The sequence below is a fragment of the Marinomonas algicola genome, assembly GCF_014805825.1.
Taxonomy (GTDB): domain Bacteria; phylum Pseudomonadota; class Gammaproteobacteria; order Pseudomonadales; family Marinomonadaceae; genus Marinomonas; species Marinomonas algicola.
Genome location: NZ_CP061941.1, coordinates 2,418,428 through 2,434,142, shown reverse-complemented (window position 1 = coordinate 2,434,142; position 15,715 = coordinate 2,418,428). Strand labels below are relative to the sequence as shown.

Annotated in this window: 18 protein-coding genes and 1 tRNA gene; 12 read left to right on the top strand and 7 right to left on the bottom strand. The window is 42.1% G+C overall.

Features of this window, described 5'->3' with window-relative positions; genetic code table 11:
* The first annotated feature begins 46 nt into the window (after positions 1 to 46).
* The 3 genes from fabG to fabF all read left to right on the top strand — a co-directional run bounded on the left by fabG (position 47) and on the right by fabF (position 2,492).
* Complete coding sequence (gene fabG / locus IEZ33_RS11160; protein WP_191600146.1) at positions 47 to 790, top strand: 3-oxoacyl-ACP reductase FabG; 744 nt, start codon at positions 47 to 49, stop codon at positions 788 to 790.
* Positions 791 to 919: 129 nt separating this feature from the next.
* On the top strand, positions 920 to 1,153 hold the full coding sequence (gene acpP / locus IEZ33_RS11155) for an acyl carrier protein (RefSeq protein ID WP_191600145.1): 234 nt from the start codon (positions 920 to 922) through the stop codon (positions 1,151 to 1,153).
* Between the two features lie 100 nt (positions 1,154 to 1,253).
* Positions 1,254 to 2,492: a beta-ketoacyl-ACP synthase II gene (gene fabF / locus IEZ33_RS11150; protein ID WP_191600144.1), complete on the top strand. Its 1,239-nt coding sequence runs from the start codon at positions 1,254 to 1,256 to the stop codon at positions 2,490 to 2,492.
* A gap of 45 nt (positions 2,493 to 2,537) precedes the next feature.
* Here fabF and IEZ33_RS11145 read toward each other — a convergent pair whose 3' ends face one another.
* Positions 2,538 to 2,954, bottom strand: a complete 417-nt coding sequence (locus tag IEZ33_RS11145; protein WP_191600143.1) for a PA2817 family protein — start codon at positions 2,952 to 2,954, stop codon at positions 2,538 to 2,540.
* Between the two features lie 59 nt (positions 2,955 to 3,013).
* Between IEZ33_RS11145 and IEZ33_RS11140 the strand changes: the two genes are divergently transcribed.
* Genes IEZ33_RS11140 through queF form a run of 3 tightly spaced genes read left to right on the top strand, consistent with a single transcriptional unit; the run spans position 3,014 to position 5,540 of the window.
* Positions 3,014 to 3,934: an ABC transporter ATP-binding protein gene (locus IEZ33_RS11140; RefSeq protein ID WP_191600142.1), complete on the top strand. Its 921-nt coding sequence runs from the start codon at positions 3,014 to 3,016 to the stop codon at positions 3,932 to 3,934.
* Positions 3,931 to 4,704: an ABC transporter permease gene (locus tag IEZ33_RS11135; RefSeq protein WP_191600141.1), complete on the top strand. Its 774-nt coding sequence runs from the start codon at positions 3,931 to 3,933 to the stop codon at positions 4,702 to 4,704. Before IEZ33_RS11140 ends, IEZ33_RS11135 begins: the two co-directional genes overlap by 4 nt.
* A gap of 11 nt (positions 4,705 to 4,715) precedes the next feature.
* On the top strand, positions 4,716 to 5,540 hold the full coding sequence (gene queF / locus IEZ33_RS11130; RefSeq protein ID WP_191600140.1) for an NADPH-dependent 7-cyano-7-deazaguanine reductase QueF: 825 nt from the start codon (positions 4,716 to 4,718) through the stop codon (positions 5,538 to 5,540).
* A gap of 58 nt (positions 5,541 to 5,598) precedes the next feature.
* Here the strand turns inward: queF and IEZ33_RS11125 are convergent, their stop codons facing one another.
* Positions 5,599 to 7,170 (bottom strand): coiled-coil domain-containing protein, encoded by a 1,572-nt coding sequence (locus IEZ33_RS11125; protein WP_191600139.1) that lies wholly within the window; start codon positions 7,168 to 7,170, stop codon positions 5,599 to 5,601.
* Positions 7,171 to 7,279: 109 nt separating this feature from the next.
* On the opposite strand from IEZ33_RS11125, the gene IEZ33_RS11120 reads away from it, so the two are divergent.
* The 4 genes from IEZ33_RS11120 (at position 7,280) to IEZ33_RS11105 (ending at position 9,891) form a co-directional block, all read left to right on the top strand.
* Positions 7,280 to 7,840, top strand: a complete 561-nt coding sequence (locus IEZ33_RS11120) for a nitroreductase family protein (RefSeq protein ID WP_191600138.1) — start codon at positions 7,280 to 7,282, stop codon at positions 7,838 to 7,840.
* A gap of 101 nt (positions 7,841 to 7,941) precedes the next feature.
* Positions 7,942 to 8,029, top strand: a tRNA-Ser gene (locus tag IEZ33_RS11115).
* 331 nt (positions 8,030 to 8,360) lie between these two features.
* Positions 8,361 to 9,590, top strand: a complete 1,230-nt coding sequence (locus IEZ33_RS11110; protein WP_191600137.1) for a tyrosine-type recombinase/integrase — start codon at positions 8,361 to 8,363, stop codon at positions 9,588 to 9,590.
* Positions 9,591 to 9,678: 88 nt separating this feature from the next.
* Complete coding sequence (locus IEZ33_RS11105) at positions 9,679 to 9,891, top strand: AlpA family transcriptional regulator (RefSeq protein ID WP_206696845.1); 213 nt, start codon at positions 9,679 to 9,681, stop codon at positions 9,889 to 9,891.
* Between the two features lie 132 nt (positions 9,892 to 10,023).
* Here the strand turns inward: IEZ33_RS11105 and IEZ33_RS20870 are convergent, their stop codons facing one another.
* The 3 genes from IEZ33_RS20870 to IEZ33_RS11095 all read right to left on the bottom strand — a co-directional run bounded on the left by IEZ33_RS20870 (position 10,024) and on the right by IEZ33_RS11095 (position 11,500).
* Positions 10,024 to 10,155, bottom strand: coding sequence for a hypothetical protein (locus IEZ33_RS20870; RefSeq protein ID WP_275672780.1), 132 nt, complete (start codon positions 10,153 to 10,155; stop codon positions 10,024 to 10,026).
* A gap of 101 nt (positions 10,156 to 10,256) precedes the next feature.
* On the bottom strand, positions 10,257 to 10,523 hold the full coding sequence (locus IEZ33_RS11100) for a hypothetical protein (RefSeq protein ID WP_191600135.1): 267 nt from the start codon (positions 10,521 to 10,523) through the stop codon (positions 10,257 to 10,259).
* A gap of 2 nt (positions 10,524 to 10,525) precedes the next feature.
* Positions 10,526 to 11,500: a ParM/StbA family protein gene (locus tag IEZ33_RS11095; protein WP_000497805.1), complete on the bottom strand. Its 975-nt coding sequence runs from the start codon at positions 11,498 to 11,500 to the stop codon at positions 10,526 to 10,528.
* Positions 11,501 to 11,982: 482 nt separating this feature from the next.
* Here IEZ33_RS11095 and mobI point away from each other — a divergent pair, with 482 nt between their 5' ends.
* Positions 11,983 to 12,408 (top strand): conjugative transfer protein MobI(A/C), encoded by a 426-nt coding sequence (gene mobI / locus IEZ33_RS11090; RefSeq protein ID WP_476738638.1) that lies wholly within the window; start codon positions 11,983 to 11,985, stop codon positions 12,406 to 12,408.
* A 10-nt stretch (positions 12,409 to 12,418) separates the two neighbouring features.
* Here mobI and umuC read toward each other — a convergent pair whose 3' ends face one another.
* Together umuC and umuD are read right to left on the bottom strand one after the other, a co-directional pair.
* Positions 12,419 to 13,687, bottom strand: a complete 1,269-nt coding sequence (gene umuC, locus IEZ33_RS11085; protein WP_191600133.1) for a translesion error-prone DNA polymerase V subunit UmuC — start codon at positions 13,685 to 13,687, stop codon at positions 12,419 to 12,421.
* 7 nt (positions 13,688 to 13,694) lie between these two features.
* Positions 13,695 to 14,144 carry a translesion error-prone DNA polymerase V autoproteolytic subunit gene (gene umuD, locus IEZ33_RS11080; RefSeq protein ID WP_191600132.1) on the bottom strand — a complete coding sequence of 150 codons (450 nt, stop codon included), beginning with the start codon at positions 14,142 to 14,144 and terminating at the stop codon, positions 13,695 to 13,697.
* Between the two features lie 653 nt (positions 14,145 to 14,797).
* On the opposite strand from umuD, the gene IEZ33_RS11075 reads away from it, so the two are divergent.
* Complete coding sequence (locus IEZ33_RS11075) at positions 14,798 to 15,703, top strand: 3'-5' exonuclease (protein WP_191600131.1); 906 nt, start codon at positions 14,798 to 14,800, stop codon at positions 15,701 to 15,703.
* Positions 15,704 to 15,715: the final 12 nt, after the last annotated feature.

Below are 15,715 nucleotides of genomic sequence, written 5' to 3'. Positions count from 1 at the left end.
GTCGTTAGACAAATAAAAGATAAAACTAAATAAGACGGAGATAAGCATGAGTCTTGAAGGAAAAATTGCATTAGTAACGGGTGCGACTAGAGGTATTGGTAAAGCTATTGCTCAACAGCTTGCTTCCCAAGGTGCCGTTGTAATTGGAACCGCGACTAGTGAAAAAGGTGCTCAAAGCATTAGTGAGTACTTGGGTGCGGCTGGTAATGCTGGCAAAGGCTATGTATTAGATGTTGCTTCTTCAGAATCTGTTGATTCAGTCATTAAGCTGATTTCGAGTGAGTTTGGCGCACCTACGGTATTGGTGAACAACGCTGGCATCACTCGTGATAACTTGATGTTAAGAATGAAAGAGGATGAATGGGAGCAGGTACTAAATACCAATTTGACGTCTGTCTTCCGAGTAACCAAGGCGTGTATGCGAGGTATGACTAAAGCGCGTTTTGGTCGTATCATTTCGATAAGTTCGGTCGTGGGGTCTATGGGGAATGCTGGACAGGCAAACTATTCGGCTGCAAAAGCGGGCCTTGAAGGTTTTAGTCGTTCTTTGGCGGCCGAAATTGCATCTCGTGGCATTACTGTAAATTGCGTTGCGCCGGGTTTTATTGAAACTGATATGACAAAAGATTTGCCTGATGAACATAAAGCAAAATTAGTGGAAAAAGTACCTGCGTCTCGATTGGGGCAACCACAAGAAATTGCGTCCGCTGTGGCATTTTTGGCATCAGAAGGCGCTGCATATATAACCGGTGAGACATTACATGTTAATGGCGGCATGTATATGGCGTAATTTGAGTTGAATTTTGTTTAAAGATCAACGAAAATAGGTAACCGGTTCATTGAGATATAATCTTTTAAATAATTTGAACAATTCATCATGCTCAATTGAGCTTTATAATGATAATAGTAGGAACTTCTAATGAGTAGCATTGAAGAACGCGTTAAAAAAATCGTTTGTGAACAACTTGGTGTTAAAGAAGAAGAAGTAGTGTTAGCGGCTTCTTTTGTTGATGACCTAGGTGCAGATTCTCTAGACACAGTTGAACTTGTTATGGCTTTGGAAGAAGAATTTGATACTGAAATTCCAGACGAAGAAGCTGAAAAAATCACTACAGTTCAAGCTGCGGTTGACTACATCAACGCAAACTTGTAATTTTTAGTGAAATAAGTTTTTAGAAGAGCCGCTTGTATTTTTTACAGCGGCTTTTCTTATTTATGTCAGACCAAATTTAATGCGTGTTTAGGAGAAAAATATGCCACGTCGTCGGGTTGTTGTCACAGGTATGGGGATGGTGACGCCTCTTGGCAATAATGTTAAAGAGACTTGGGACAATGTGCTTGAAGGAAAGAGCGGTGTTTCCGATATAGTCGCATTTGACGCACAGCAATTTTCTACTCGCTTTGCCGCTCAAGTAACGAATTTCGATTCTTCTGTTTACATGACTGCTAAAGAATCACGAAAAATGGACCTCTTTATTCAATATGGTGTTGCTGCGGCTGTACAGGCGCTAGACGATGCTAAAATTAATAAGGACGCGGTTGACTTTACTCGAGTGGGTTGTGCTATAGGTTCTGGTATTGGTGGTTTGCCAATGATAGAAAAGAATGTTGGCCTATTGCTTGAATCTGGCCCAAAGAGAATTTCTCCTTTTTTTGTACCTGGTGCCATTATTAATATGATATCTGGGCACATTGCTATACGTTTTGGCTTTAAAGGCCCAAACATTTCTATTGTTACAGCTTGTACAACGGGTACGCATAATATTGGTATGGCTGGTAGAATGATTGCTTATGGTGACGCCGATGTGATGATAGCGGGTGGTTCTGAAATGGCGATTACCCCACTTGGTATTGGCGGTTTCGGCGCCGCAAGAGCGCTTTCTACTCGTAATGATGATCCTAAAACGGCCAGTCGCCCTTGGGACAAAAATCGAGATGGTTTTGTCATGGGAGACGGTGCTGGAATACTGGTACTGGAAGAATATGAACATGCTAAAGCCCGTGGCGCAGAAATTTATGCCGAATTAAGCGGCTTTGGAATGAGTGATGATGCTTTCCATATGACCGCGCCTCCAGAAACAGGTGAAGGTGCTTTGTCTGCAATGCAATCTGCATTGAAAGATGCGGCGACTGACCCCTCCGAAATTGATTATATTAATGCACACGGCACATCGACAATGGCGGGCGATTTGGCGGAAAGTAATGCTGTGAAGTCTTTAATGGGGGCTGATGCTTCAGATGTGGCTATAAGCTCTACTAAGTCTATGATAGGGCATTTGTTAGGTGCTGCAGGTGCTGTAGAGTCTATTTTTTCGATTTTATCCATTAGAGATCAAGTGGCTCCACCGACGATAAATTTAGAAGATCCGAGTGAAGGGTGTGACTTGAATTATGTTCCATTGACCCCACAAAAAAGAAAGATAAACGTTGTACTGAATAATTCTTTTGGTTTTGGTGGAACGAATGGAACCTTGGTGTTTAAGAAAATGTAATTGGTGGCATAATTCGCTAACGTAAGCCAATTATGCCAGGCATATCTAATGGGTAATCGTATTAGGCGTTTCTTTATTACGTAACTCGCTAATTAAAGACGCAATATCATAATCTTGTCCATTTTGTTCGTATTCGTATGCGGTTTCTTCAAATTTTTGATATAACGCCAGTTCTTCGTCACCTAAAAAGTGAAGACACTCTCCACCAACAAACCACAGCAGCTCTCTTTTAATCAATGCGGTTAGATTTGGGTAGCATCGAATTAGCCTTGCAAGCAGCTCTTGAGCTGTAAAAAGGTAGTCATGAGAAAGTGATTTAATTTCTTCCATGAGGTCATCCCACTTTTGCAAAAAGTCCTCTTCCTCTTCGGCAAGTGGCGTTTGATCAAAGGGGAGATGTTCAAACATTCTTTGTTTGAGTTCAGTGAATGAATCTAAAATATATTGGGTACGTAAGTTCACTAAAAAAACCTGTTTAATAATTAATGAATAATTGGGCCATTTGCCTCTAGAGATAGATTATGACACATGCGATTGAAATAAGTGATCTTAAAAAACGCTATGAAGGTGGTTTTGAGGCACTTAAAGGGGTTAATTTAACCGTTGACAAGGGTGACTTCTTTGCTCTTTTGGGACCTAACGGAGCGGGTAAATCGACAACAATTGGTATTTTATGCTCGTTGGTCAATAAAACGGGCGGGAAAGTGTCCATTTTTGGTGTGGACATTGATAAAGATTTTGCGATCGCTAAAAAATATTTAGGTGTGGTGCCGCAAGAATTTAATTTTAATGTTTTCGAGACTGTCTTTAATATTGTCGTTACTCAAGCGGGGTTCTACGGAATTAATAGAGACGTCGCGGGCGTACGAGCGGAAAAATATTTAAAGCAACTAGACCTTTGGGATAAGAAAGACACGCCCTCTAGAATGCTATCGGGCGGTATGAAACGACGATTGATGATTGCTAGAGCCCTCATACATGAGCCTCAAGTACTCATTCTGGATGAGCCTACCGCAGGAGTTGATATTGAGTTGCGTCGTTCTATGTGGGAATTTATTAAAAAGCTTAATGAGCAAGGCACGACAATTATTTTAACGACGCATTATCTTGAAGAAGCGGAGCAATTGTGTCGTAACATTGCCATTATTAATCGCGGTGAGATTGTTGAAAATACCAGCGTAAAGTCATTGCTAAAAACATTGAATATGGAAACCTTTATATTTGATCTTGAGCAAAAGGTTACCGCTCCGTTTGAGATAGAAGGTTACCCATTAAAATTCATTAATGATGGCCATTCATTTGAAGTGGAAGTGGTTAAAGGCAATGCACTCAATGGCGTGTTTTCGTATTTATCTGAACAGGGTATGAGAGTGACAAGTATGAGAAATAAATCCAATCGCCTTGAAGAGTTGTTTGTTAAGTTAACTAAGGATAAAGAATGAGTCAGTTTGAAATATTCATTGCATTCCTGACGATTATTCGTCGTGAAATTCGACGCTTTATGCGTATTTGGCCTCAAACACTATTGCCGCCAGCCATTACAATGATCTTATATTTTGCCATTTTTGGTAATTTAATTGGCTCTCGAATTGGTGAAATGGGTGGCTTTAGTTACATGGAATACATCGTTCCTGGTTTGATTATGATGTCCATTATTACTAATTCTTATTCCAATGTGTCTTCTTCCTTTTTTTCAGCCAAGTTCCAACATAGCGTTCAAGAGCTATTGGTATCACCAACGCCGAATTGGGTAATACTCATGGGCTATGTATTAGGTGGCGTGTCACGAGGCTTGCTTGTTGGGTTAATTGTCACTATTTTGTCGTTATTTTTTACTCATCTGCAGGTGCAGCACCTTTTTATTACTGTCTTGATTGTTGTTTTGACATCCGTTTTGTTCTCGTTAGGCGGTTTTGTCAATGGCATCTTTGCGCGTAGCTTTGATGATGTTTCGATCGTTCCGACCTTTATCCTAACGCCTCTGACCTATCTTGGTGGCGTGTTTTATTCGATAGATTTACTGCCAGGATTTTGGCAGCAATTGTCTTTGCTAAACCCTGTGTTATATATGGTTAATGCCTTTAGGTTTGGTATTCTTGGGGTATCTGATATAGATGTAAATTGGGCGATTTTTATCATTTTGTCGTTTATTGTTGTACTTTTTAGTTACGGTTTGTACTTATTAAACCGTGGTCAAGGCATTAGAGATTAAGGGCTATATAAATGGGTTTTTTACCTTTAGGACAACAAACAGAATACGTTGCGAAATACGATGCAAATTTATTGTTTCCAATTGCGCGAGTAGACAAATGGTCAGAAATGGGGATTGAGTCTGAAAAACTGCCATTTTTTGGCGAAGACATTTGGAATGCTTATGAGGTGTCTTGGCTTGATAAAAAAGGTAAACCTATTGTTGCACTGGCTGAATTTCGTTTTCCATGCGATTCGCCGAATATAGTAGAGTCAAAATCCTTTAAATTGTACCTGAATTCATTCAATCAAACGCACTTTGAGGGTCAAGATGAGGTGGTATCATTGATGTCCCAAGATTTATCAAAAGCTTCCGGTGCGGATGTGGATGTGGTTATTCGTAATCTAGAAGCCATGGAATCTCTAGTAGTGATTAAGCCTGATTTTTGTATTGATGAGCTTGATGTGGAGGTGACAGAATACCATCCAAATGCGGCATTATTGCAATTGAGTGAGAGTGGCGAACGTGGCGAAAGTGTAGAAGAGAGCTTGGTCAGTCATCTACTCAAATCAAACTGTCCGGTTACCAATCAGCCAGATTGGGGCTCAGTGCATATTGAGTATAAGGGGAAGGCGATTGATCATGCTTCTCTGTTGAAGTACGTTATTTCGTTTAGAGAGCATACGGACTTTCATGAGCAATGTGTCGAACGTATGTTCATCGATATTATGCGTCAATGTAAGCCTGAATCTCTTTTAGTTTATGCGCGTTACGTAAGGCGGGGAGGATTGGATATTAATCCATATCGTGCTACTTATAATGTGACACTAAGCAACGATCGTTTAACAAGACAATAAAACCAGAGCATAGTGTTAAGTAAAAGAAGCCAACAGTTTGTGGCAGTCGTCCATGTTGTCAGTCGTTGGCTTCTTTGTTTTCTACGGCTTTTAAATACTTCTTTTCTAAATCTGAATGGGCAAATTCCAGTCTTTGTAATTCCAATTCTTTCGATTTGAATTGGGCTTTTATTGTGTCGTAATTGTTGGGGGCGGGGGACTCTAAAAGGCTGATATTAAGTTTATTGATTTCTTTTTCTAGCATTGAAATTTCATCGTTAAGTCTCTTAAAGGATGCTTCGTCATTTTGCTCTTTGTTATCGTTAGCTTGCTGCTGCGAAATACCCCCAACTTGTTGTAATAATTTAATATTCTCTTCTTCTACTGAGCTCAATTCATTTGTCAGTAAGGCGACACAGGTTTCGGATTCTTTAAGTAAGCGCTCGAGTTGTTCAACGTCAGATGCCTGCTGTTGGACGTGCTCTTCCGTTAAATGATTGGCATTGTTCATATTGGTTTTATAGGTATTGAGTGTGGCTGTTTTTTGCTGTGAATTTGATTTGAGTGACTCAGAGACGCTTGAATCACTGTCTTTGATTTTTAATTCAAGCTGTTTGATTTTTTCTTCTTTTTGAGACAGTTTATTTTTCATCCCTTCAATGGTTAGATTTTCGTTACTAATTTCATTTTCTAATTGCTGAATTAGGCTGTCTGATTCCTCAGTAAGCTTCATCATTTTTTTCAGAGCCAGTGCTTGAGACTCTTTATCTTCCTCAGAATGCTTTTTTGATTTAGACGATCGAAGCGAGGCTTTTAATTGATCGATTACAATTTGTTGCCGTTTAGATAGTGCGGTTAGTTTTTTTAGGCTGTGATAATCGTCATAGTCAGTATTGCGCTCTGTTTGCTGCTGAGTGGCATTAAATGTTTCAGAAAAAGAAATCAGTTCTTGATTATTTGTGTTAGCAAGCGAAGTTTTTAGATCTTGGATCAATTGACGTGATTTTTTAACAAAACGATTTAGCTCTTTAAGTTCATCCTCTTTGGCTTGAATGTTACTCATCACTTTGTCTTTCTGGGAGAGGGTTGTGCGTAGTTCACTTTGTATGATTTTTTGCTGCTCAAGAGATGAGATTTTTTGCGCTACTTCTTTAGTTGCGCTTTGTATGTTACGGCTAATTTCCGCAAGCATTGTTTTGAGTGACTCAATGCGAACGGTGTTTTGGCTTTCTTTAGTCACAGCATCCAGAACGGACGATAAAAAACGTTGTAAAATTGGCAAAGGATCATCTTGTTTATTATTCATAAACATGGCCTTCTGAGCCTTTAATATAGTACCCCAAAGTTTGAGTTTATTCCTTGTCTGCAGATATTTGTTTGGTGTTTCTCTAATCGCCTCTAATTTGTCTAATGCAACATTAATGTGTTGGTCAATGTATTGCATAAAGGCGTCTGCGACTTCAGCTGGGCTTGCAGGGTTTTCTTGGGGTGCTTCTAATTCTGTTTCATCCACTTTTGTGTTTGTTGGATCTGTCTTGTTTTCCGTCGTTGGTTGCTTATAAATATTCCACGCGCGCCAAGAAAAATAAGTGGCAACGGCAAATAAGACAGTGGAAGCTTCTATAAGTCCCCAAAATAACCACTTTTCCATTAAATAGCTCCCCCTGTTTAAAGAATGCGGAGATTAAGATAAAGTTCTAATAACCTTACTTAAATTTAGTCTATGGTAAGAAATTAATAAATAAAAGGTTTTCTACAGTATGAGTAATGAAATTATAAATGCAATGCGCAATCGATCTTCAAAAAACCAGCTATCTGGTAGCGCGCCTTCTAAGGACGAATGGTATGAGGTCCTAAATGCCGCGAGTAGGGCGGCTGATCATGGCGCGATAAAGCCTTGGCGGTTCCGAATTTATGAAGGCGATGCTAGAGAGCAACTTGGTGAATGCTATTGGGCCTTGGCGAAATCAGAAGTTCAAGAGTTGCCAGAAAGTAAAAAAGACAGCTTTATTAAAAAAGCGTTTCGTGCACCCAGTGTATTAATGGTGTATGCCAGTACTGAGGTGCATCCAAAAGTACCGCAAATAGAACAAGTCATGGCGGTATCCGCCGCCTGTCAGCAAGTGTTATTGGGATTAGACTCCTTAAGCTATGGCGCAATTTGGCGCTCTGGCCCGGTTGCTCACAGCGACATAACAAAAACGCTATTGGGTCTTCAAGACAATGATCAAATCATCGGCTTTATTTACGTAGGTCAAAGTGATCAAAAAGCACGTTATGTAGACGATACCGGAATAGACACTAGAATCTCATGGGCTTAATGGCTTTTTAAGGCATTGGTTTATAAAAATAATCATAAAATGCTTGCAATTCAATTACTTCGTAACTATTATACCGCCACTCTTAATTGAGAGGCCAAATTGGTGAGCTGTCCGAGTGGCCGAAGGAGCACGCCTGGAAAGCGTGTATGTCGAAAGGCATCAAGAGTTCGAATCTCTTGCTCACCGCCATATTTACAGAAAAGACGTCCAAGGACGTCTTTTTTTGTGTCTGAAATTCATGAAAATCAATTAGTTATGTTTAATTAGGTCCAATATGGACGATTATGTCCAGTAAAAAAGTGTAGTGCAGATAGTAGGACTATTCTTGCATTTAATATGAGTCATACACTTTTTAATTGAACTTAAAATGCCTATTTCAAAATTAAAAATCATTATTTTTTAACCATCAACAATATTTAAGTTGTTGAAAATATTGATATAAATCGGTTTTTTGTATGACTGTTTTTTTCGTGATTCCCTTCATAGAACTCGTCATACACTGGCTGATTAAGGAGGCATCATGGCTAGCTTAAATAAGTTAACTGTTAAACGAGTTCAAACCTTAAAGGCTGTTAATGGCAAATCTATTCGAAAATCCGATGGTGGTGGTCTTTATATATACGTTAAACCTAATAACTTAAAGTTCTGGGAGTTTAGATACACAAGGCCTGTTACTGGTAAAAAGACATTTATAGGTATTGGTTCATTCTCCGATGTAACTCTTTCAGAAGCTAGGGACAAAGCTTATGAGATGAGGAAGTTATTGCACGAAGGCATTGATCCGCAAATTGAGCGCGTAGAGCGCAAAGCCAAACTGAAGTTGTTACAAACATACACTTTGAAGTATGTGGCTGATCAGTGGCATGAGTTAAAGATCACTCAAGTGAAAAGCAAAACCATGCTTGATAACTGGCGAAAGCTTGAAAAGTACGCGTTTCATAAACTTGGTGATATCCCAGTTAAGTCTTTAAGTGCTCCATTAGTAATAGAAGTGCTCCGTGAGCCCGAGAGTATTGGTAAGTTAGAAACTGTTAAAAGAACGGCTCAACTCCTAAATGAGATCATGAACTTCGCCGTTAATAGTGGTTTTATTGATCACAATCCGCTTTCAGGTATAAGGGATGTATTTAAAAAGCCTGTTGTCGAGCATATGAAATCTTTAAGCCCTTGCGAGGTGTCTGATCTAATGAGAGCTTTAGGTCATGCAAATTTATATGTCGTTACCCGCTACCTAATTGAATGGCAACTTCACACTATGACGCGGCCTTCTGAAGCAGCTGGCACACGTTGGGATGAAATTGATTTTGAAAATAATGTATGGATAATTCCAGACTCCCGAATGAAAATGAAACGTGAACACCGAATTCCGTTGACTAACGAGACTGTTTCTATACTTGAAGGTCTCAAAGTGCTTACGTCTAATAGCCCCTATGTTTTTCCTTCAACAAGAAGTAATAGCCGCCATGTTGATCCTGAGTCAATTAATAAAGCGTTAAAACGTATTGGGTTAAAAAATCGGACTACTGCTCATGGGTTTAGATCTTTAGCGAGTACTACACTGAATGAATGGGGAGAAGATCCTGATTTAATTGAAGTAGCACTTGCTCATATTGGTAAAGACAAGATACGTAATGCCTATAACCGAACAGACTATCTAGAGCGGCGTCGAGAAATGATGCAGCGCTGGAGTAGTTACCTGACTAAGAATTCTCTTGGGTCTTTTTCTATTGTAAATAGCGTCAATGGCTAGATAGATTCATGATTTTTTTACTTTTCTAACCACAGTGGAATGCTAAATATTCGATACTAAGTTTTTTCTTGTGAGGAGAATGGAAAAGATGTCAGTAAAGATTATTCGAATGCGAGAGTTGAGTCAAAAAACCGGTTGTTCAAGAAGTACGATTTACTCTTTTATCTCAAAAAATGAATTTCCTAAGCCTATATCATTGGGTGCAAGAGCTGTTGGCTGGATTGAGAGTGAAATTGATGAATGGATCGCCCAAAAAGAAGTTCAGCGATATTCAAGTCAACTGCACGACAATAAAGCTTAAGAAATTAGTTAGTAAAATGCCCATTCCCAAAACTAGGGCATGGGCATTTTTTTATATCTTGGGTGCCTAACTCTGGGGTATGTGAGTGAGAACGCATTTGTTTCCTAGCTCATTTTTAAAAAGCTTTATCAGCTAATCCTGAAGTGATTCAACATGCTCAACGAAGTCGAAGTTTGATTGCTCTTCTAGAGGTACGGAAATAATATCTTCAAAATGAATGGTTGTTAAAGTTTGTAGTAACTCTTCTAAATTTTGTGTTTTCATGGCATTCCTCCCTGAATTCTGTGCATTGTTACGTTTAGTTTAAGTGTTGAGATATTGGCTATAGATATTTACCAAACGTTACTTTTTGCTTATCACATGGACTACACTGAAAGTTTTGATTTTAGTAACTGCTTACGTTTAGCCTTAGCTTCAAGTGATTCAGAATGCTTTACTGATAAGTTATCCTGACTTTCAATATCTTCTGACAAAGTTTTTTCTGTGGTTTCAGCTATAACATTATAGAGTTGCATCATTCCTATTGTGGCCAGCATCCGCAGACGCTCAGCGCGTTCCCGTGGCGGCGTCTTTTCTAATTCTTTGAGCAGTTCAGGGTGGCTCCCTGGGGGAATGTTGACGACAACTCTCATGATCAGGCCCCATAAAACCAGAAGCCTCGGACGTTCGCCAAAACAGACTGTTCCGGCACGATGATCTTGCTTCGTGAAAAAATCTCCTTGGCCGCTTCCTTATAAGCCATGGCTCCACCTCCGGCGATCAATACCAAGTCCGCATTGATGCTTTCGTCACGCATGGATTGGCGCATGGCTGTAAGAGCAACAGGCGCTACCTTTTTCATTGCAGCATTCAGATAAGGTGAAATATCGACTTTTTCTCCAAATAGTAGCACCTGCAAGTCGCCGGTTCTCATGGCTTTTTCAAGTCGATCCATACCCACTTTGGCACCATGATCTTCCGAAATCAGCTTATCAATGGTTTCCAGTAGCACGGACATTGCCTGAAGACTGGTTCCTGATGAGCTGTAGCGAATTTCTCCGGCCTCAAGGGCAACCCAGTCAACAGAAAAAAAGCCGGGATCTATAACGACGACGCGACCTTCTTCAATCAAGCCCAAATCTCCACCTGTTTGAACCAGATCCATATAGGCACCGGCAGGCTGTGGCAGCACTTTGACATCATGAACTGTGATGCTGCGCTTAGGCGTCACTTGATGGACACCTTTTAAACGCTTCACAAGGTCAGACTTACGTTGTGGTTCATGAAATTGGGAAACCGGTAATCCAGTGACAACCAAATCGATGGATTCTGTTTCAGCCATTAACAAGGCGGCATGAAAAAGCGCCTTATAGGTTTTTGTGGTGGGATATTCCGGGTGAAGCTCTCGTTCCCAGCCTTGAAGGCGTCCAGCAGGCACACCAGCGGCCCAACGCTCATTATCGACAGACACATACAAACAGGTTTCATCATCGCCTCCACCGATACGCTCCGGCATACGATCCGCAGGACCGGCACCCGCAGGCAGAATAATGGTTTTCGGTTCACTGCCTGATTGGCCAATTGCCAGCTTCAGGTTTGAGTAACCGATATCTACGCCTAGTACAAACATACTTATCTCCTGTGCACTCAAAGTGCTCTAACGGTTTTCAATCAACCGCACTGGTCACGCTTGGGTATGTCCAAGTGCTCTGGCGGTTCACTCAAATATCATTATCAGGATTCGGTGCACTGGCGGTGGGCAGAAAGGTGACAAATCCTTTCATCTATCTGCCTATTGCATTTTCGCAAAAGTATGAGAATAGGCTCTGTTTGGCGGCGGATGAATGAGCCAAAAAAATCGAGACGCCAAACGTCGTTTGCATTCTGGCCTGAACTCGCCAAACGGTTTGTATCTTCATGACGATACGTCTTTTTAGGCGTTTTTAAGTGAAATCGGGCTGTATCTCTTGTCAGGTATGGGATTGCGCGAGTTGATTTATATCGAGACGCCAAACAGTGATTGTTACGGCAGTTTTACGTTTGGCGTTTCGATCCAAAAGCCAAACGGATAGTGGTTTTGGCTTTTGGGGTTAATTGGATGGGGAAATTGGTTTGGTAGAAATCGTCAATGAACTATGGAAATCGGAAGTATCAAATTTATTGCAGCAAGAAACAGACAGGCTAAAAGCGCTCGCACGAGCTGAAGTTGATGACTTTTGGGTTAGCCATTACAAGGTTCGCGAGAATGTGCCCTTTAAAGATTGGGGGCTGCTTGGTGTACGTATTAGAGACTTTAAGTATGGCTTTGGCATAGAGTGGTATATCAACAGCTTTCACGGTCAAAGAGGCAAGCGAGTAGTCTTTAGTAAAGGTCTGCGTATTTCAAAGACGAAGCTGAGATACTCATTTTTGGACTGCCAAGGTCTAGCCAAAGAATGGGAGTTAGCGCTGGCCATGGAGAAAGAAGAATTCTTCAGTGATATTCGACGCCAAGTTGATAAGCTCAACATGCTGCGTCGCAGAGTGAATGCCTATTGAATCACAGGGTCTACTTCACTCGTGGTAACTGATTCCAGCGTGTCGTGTACGCTGGAGATAAATGATCTCGTTTCATCGACCAATCTTTCTTCAAGCCTTGTCCAGCAAAGAAAACCTTTCCGGCACCGCTTTGGTTAATTGTGTCCAATACAGACATTAACTGTTGGCTATTAGAGCGGGTCGATATGTCATCGAATAGTCCTGGTTGAAACATGCCGGGATCGTAAAAGTCAGACAGCATGACGCCCGCTTTGGCATAGCGAAAGCCATCCTTCCATATCCGCTTGAGTAAGTGACTGGCCAGCTTGATAAAATCCCTCGTATCACAACTGGGTATCAACAACTCGCCCGATGCGGAGTTGCTGTATTGCGGCTCGTTGTCCTTAAAGGGGCTGGTACGTATAAACACGGTCAGCACTTTGGCTTGCTGCTGTTCTTTGCGTAGCTTCTCAGTGGCGCGGGTTGCGTATTCACATACGGCCTCACGTAACAATTCAAATTGCGTTACTTTTACGGCAAATGAACGGCTACAGACGATTTGCTTCTTAGTTGGCGGGATTTCTTCAAGTTCAATGCACGACTCACCATTGAGCTCTCTGACGGTTCTCTCTAAAACCACCGAGAACTGGTCTCTGATGGCTCTAGGAGAGGCATTGGCGAGGTCTAGGGCTGTGGTGATACCCAGAGCATTTAAACGCTTAGAAAGCCGTCTACCAACGCCCCAAACATCATCAACTGGGACTAATGCGAGCAATCGACGTTGCCGATCTGGATTGGTCAGGTCTACAACCCCCTGAGTGGCGGGGTATTTCTTGGCGGCATGGTTAGCCAGCTTGGCGAGTGTTTTAGTAGGTGCAATGCCTACACAGACGGTGATCCCAATCCAGTGGCCTATGCGCTCTCGCACTTGTTGTCCGAACTCGACAAGGGATATGGCCGACTCAATACCGGTTAAATCCAAAAACGCTTCGTCAATGGAGTAAACCTCTACTCGTGGTGCCATCTCTTCCAAAGTGCGCATCACTCGACTGCTCAAATCCGCATACAGCGCATAGTTGGATGAAAAAGCCAAAATGCCATGGCGCTGCATTTTAGCTTTGATCTGAAAGACGGGTACGCCCATTTTAATACCGAAAAACTTGGCTTCACGCGAGCGTGCAACCACACAGCCGTCATTGTTGGACAGCACCACAACCGGCGTATCTTTTAAATCAGGACGAAAGAGCTTCTCACAACTGGCGTAAAAGTTGTTGCAGTCCACCAAGGCAAATACAGGCATGGGACAGTCACGACTTGCGGCGCATGATTCGCACCACATTGGTGACCACACCAAATATCTCTAACTCTGTCCCTTCGGGAATATGGATGGGTTCATACGCCCGGTTTCTTGGGATCAGCTTGACGCACGGCCACAGTTGAAGTTCCTTTACCGTGAGTTCACCATGGATGCCAGCGATGACAATGTCACCGTGTTTGGCTTGAACAGAGCGATCAACCACCAGAATATCATCTGGATGAATCCCGGCATCAATCATTGAATCCCCTTCAACACGCACAAAGAACGTTGCAGCCGGGCGCTTAATACACAGCTCGTTAAGGTCGAGCGTTTGCTCAACATAATCCTGCGCTGGTGAGGGAAAACCAGCAGAAACACGCTCCATGAACAATGGAATACGAAGACGCTTGGCTTTGATGAAGGCAAGTGCGCCGCTACGGCCTATCAGCGAGACACTCATGACGAACCTCGAAAAATCATAATTAATACTGTTTGTTTATACAGTATCTAATGCTATGCTGATTTCTACAAGTAAAATTGTAGGTAAAACTGTAGTTGTTCGAGTAAGACGTTGTGTCGTGGGTGATTTCTTTTTTGTGTTGAAAAGCTTGATGTGGGGGATCGCTCGCCCTCGTCAAAGCCTGCAAGGCTTGGACAATACTGCTTCTGCCTACTGCTCTTGTTTCTGTTACTGATCCTGTTACTGCTACTGGTTAACGCATGGGTCGAGTAACCGTCAGATAAGGCTTGTTGAACCCTTTGCAAAGGGTTTAAAAACAGTTAGTAAAATTCTGCTTCGTATTGAATTTACTGGCTTAAAGCGAAGTCAGGAGCATCATTAAAATGCTCAGTCGAACTCAGTTAAAGCCTTTTGCAACCGTTTGAAAAGGGGTTGGCTAAGTCATGCGTAAAGGGTATCGGTAAGGGTTACCTAAAGGGTTTAGCTAAGGCTATCTGAAAGGCTTAGCCAAAGCCTTCATACATGGGTTCACACAGTAGAAAGATTAAAAAAACGCTGAGGCCCAAGGTGCATTTTGTACAAACGCGTTTATAAACGAACAGGGCACAGTGAAATAACCCAAAGCGAACAACAGAATTGAAGAGGAACCATCAATGACAAGAGCCCCTGCGCCATTTCCGCTAGAGCGTCTCGCGGATATCCCAGAAAGACCAGAAGATTTTAGATTGCTGGAGCGTATTCCATTAACGCGTGAGCCGCAGACTTGGCCACTTGAACTTTCTCCTATGGTCGGTGATGAACAGCCAATGGTGCTGCTCGATACAGAGACAACCGGACTGTCTTTCGATGATGAGTCCATTATTGAGCTTGGTATGGTTAAGGTGCTTTACAGCCCCTCTGCTCAGCGGATTGTGTCGATTGTTGATGTGATCAGCCTGTATGAAGATCCCGGCAAGCCAATCCCCGAGCTGATTACCGAGTTAACCGGTATCACCGATGATATGGTTCAAGGCCAGCACATTGATGATTCACTGGTAGCGAGTTGGTTATCCGATGATCCGCTGGTGGTTGCGCACAATGCACAGTTTGATCGTCCTTTCTTTGAAAAGCGGTTTGCCGGATTAGGCCATTTGTCTTGGGCCTGTTCAGCTAGCGGCATAGATTGGAAAGCATTTGGCTTTGAAAGTCGAAAGCTTGAGTACCTGCTGCTTCGCTTAGGTTGGTTTTATGAAGGACATCGAGCTGCAACCGATTGTTTGGCGATGGCCTGGTTGTTCCATTTGTTGCCCGAGTCCGTTGCAAACTTGTTGTCTGAAGCAGACAGGCGAACTGTGTTAGTACGTGCGTTTGGTGCGCCGTTTGATGTAAAGGACTATCTAAAAGAGCGTGGTTACCGCTGGCATGACGGTGTTAAAGGTGCCAACAAACATTGGTGGCGCGAAATCAGCGAAGACGAGTTGCCGCAGGAACAAACTTACCTGGATGATTTGTACCATCGCGGCTCAGAACATGCCCACTATGACTACAAAGGTGCCCGCAATCGATTTAAAGCTTCGTAGCTCTCCACAAGG

What these genes read in the sequence shown, in the direction of transcription:
- IEZ33_RS11125 (WP_191600139.1), bottom strand. Translation starts at nt 7,170, where the DNA reads ATGGAAAAGTGGTTATTTTGGGGACTTATAGAAGCTTCCACTGTCTTA.
- IEZ33_RS11100 (WP_191600135.1), bottom strand. Translation starts at nt 10,523, where the DNA reads ATGAGAGTTGTCGTCAACATTCCCCCAGGGAGCCACCCTGAACTGCTC.
- IEZ33_RS11105 (WP_206696845.1), top strand. Translation starts at nt 9,679, where the DNA reads ATGTCAGTAAAGATTATTCGAATGCGAGAGTTGAGTCAAAAAACCGGT.
- fabG (WP_191600146.1), top strand. Translation starts at nt 47, where the DNA reads ATGAGTCTTGAAGGAAAAATTGCATTAGTAACGGGTGCGACTAGAGGT.
- IEZ33_RS11120 (WP_191600138.1), top strand. Translation starts at nt 7,280, where the DNA reads ATGAGTAATGAAATTATAAATGCAATGCGCAATCGATCTTCAAAAAAC.
- umuC (WP_191600133.1), bottom strand. Translation starts at nt 13,687, where the DNA reads ATGCCTGTATTTGCCTTGGTGGACTGCAACAACTTTTACGCCAGTTGT.
- acpP (WP_191600145.1), top strand. Translation starts at nt 920, where the DNA reads ATGAGTAGCATTGAAGAACGCGTTAAAAAAATCGTTTGTGAACAACTT.
- queF (WP_191600140.1), top strand. Translation starts at nt 4,716, where the DNA reads ATGGGTTTTTTACCTTTAGGACAACAAACAGAATACGTTGCGAAATAC.
- IEZ33_RS11110 (WP_191600137.1), top strand. Translation starts at nt 8,361, where the DNA reads ATGGCTAGCTTAAATAAGTTAACTGTTAAACGAGTTCAAACCTTAAAG.
- IEZ33_RS11075 (WP_191600131.1), top strand. Translation starts at nt 14,798, where the DNA reads ATGACAAGAGCCCCTGCGCCATTTCCGCTAGAGCGTCTCGCGGATATC.
- IEZ33_RS11140 (WP_191600142.1), top strand. Translation starts at nt 3,014, where the DNA reads ATGACACATGCGATTGAAATAAGTGATCTTAAAAAACGCTATGAAGGT.
- IEZ33_RS11135 (WP_191600141.1), top strand. Translation starts at nt 3,931, where the DNA reads ATGAGTCAGTTTGAAATATTCATTGCATTCCTGACGATTATTCGTCGT.
- IEZ33_RS11095 (WP_000497805.1), bottom strand. Translation starts at nt 11,500, where the DNA reads ATGTTTGTACTAGGCGTAGATATCGGTTACTCAAACCTGAAGCTGGCA.
- umuD (WP_191600132.1), bottom strand. Translation starts at nt 14,144, where the DNA reads ATGAGTGTCTCGCTGATAGGCCGTAGCGGCGCACTTGCCTTCATCAAA.
- fabF (WP_191600144.1), top strand. Translation starts at nt 1,254, where the DNA reads ATGCCACGTCGTCGGGTTGTTGTCACAGGTATGGGGATGGTGACGCCT.
- IEZ33_RS20870 (WP_275672780.1), bottom strand. Translation starts at nt 10,155, where the DNA reads ATGAAAACACAAAATTTAGAAGAGTTACTACAAACTTTAACAACCATT.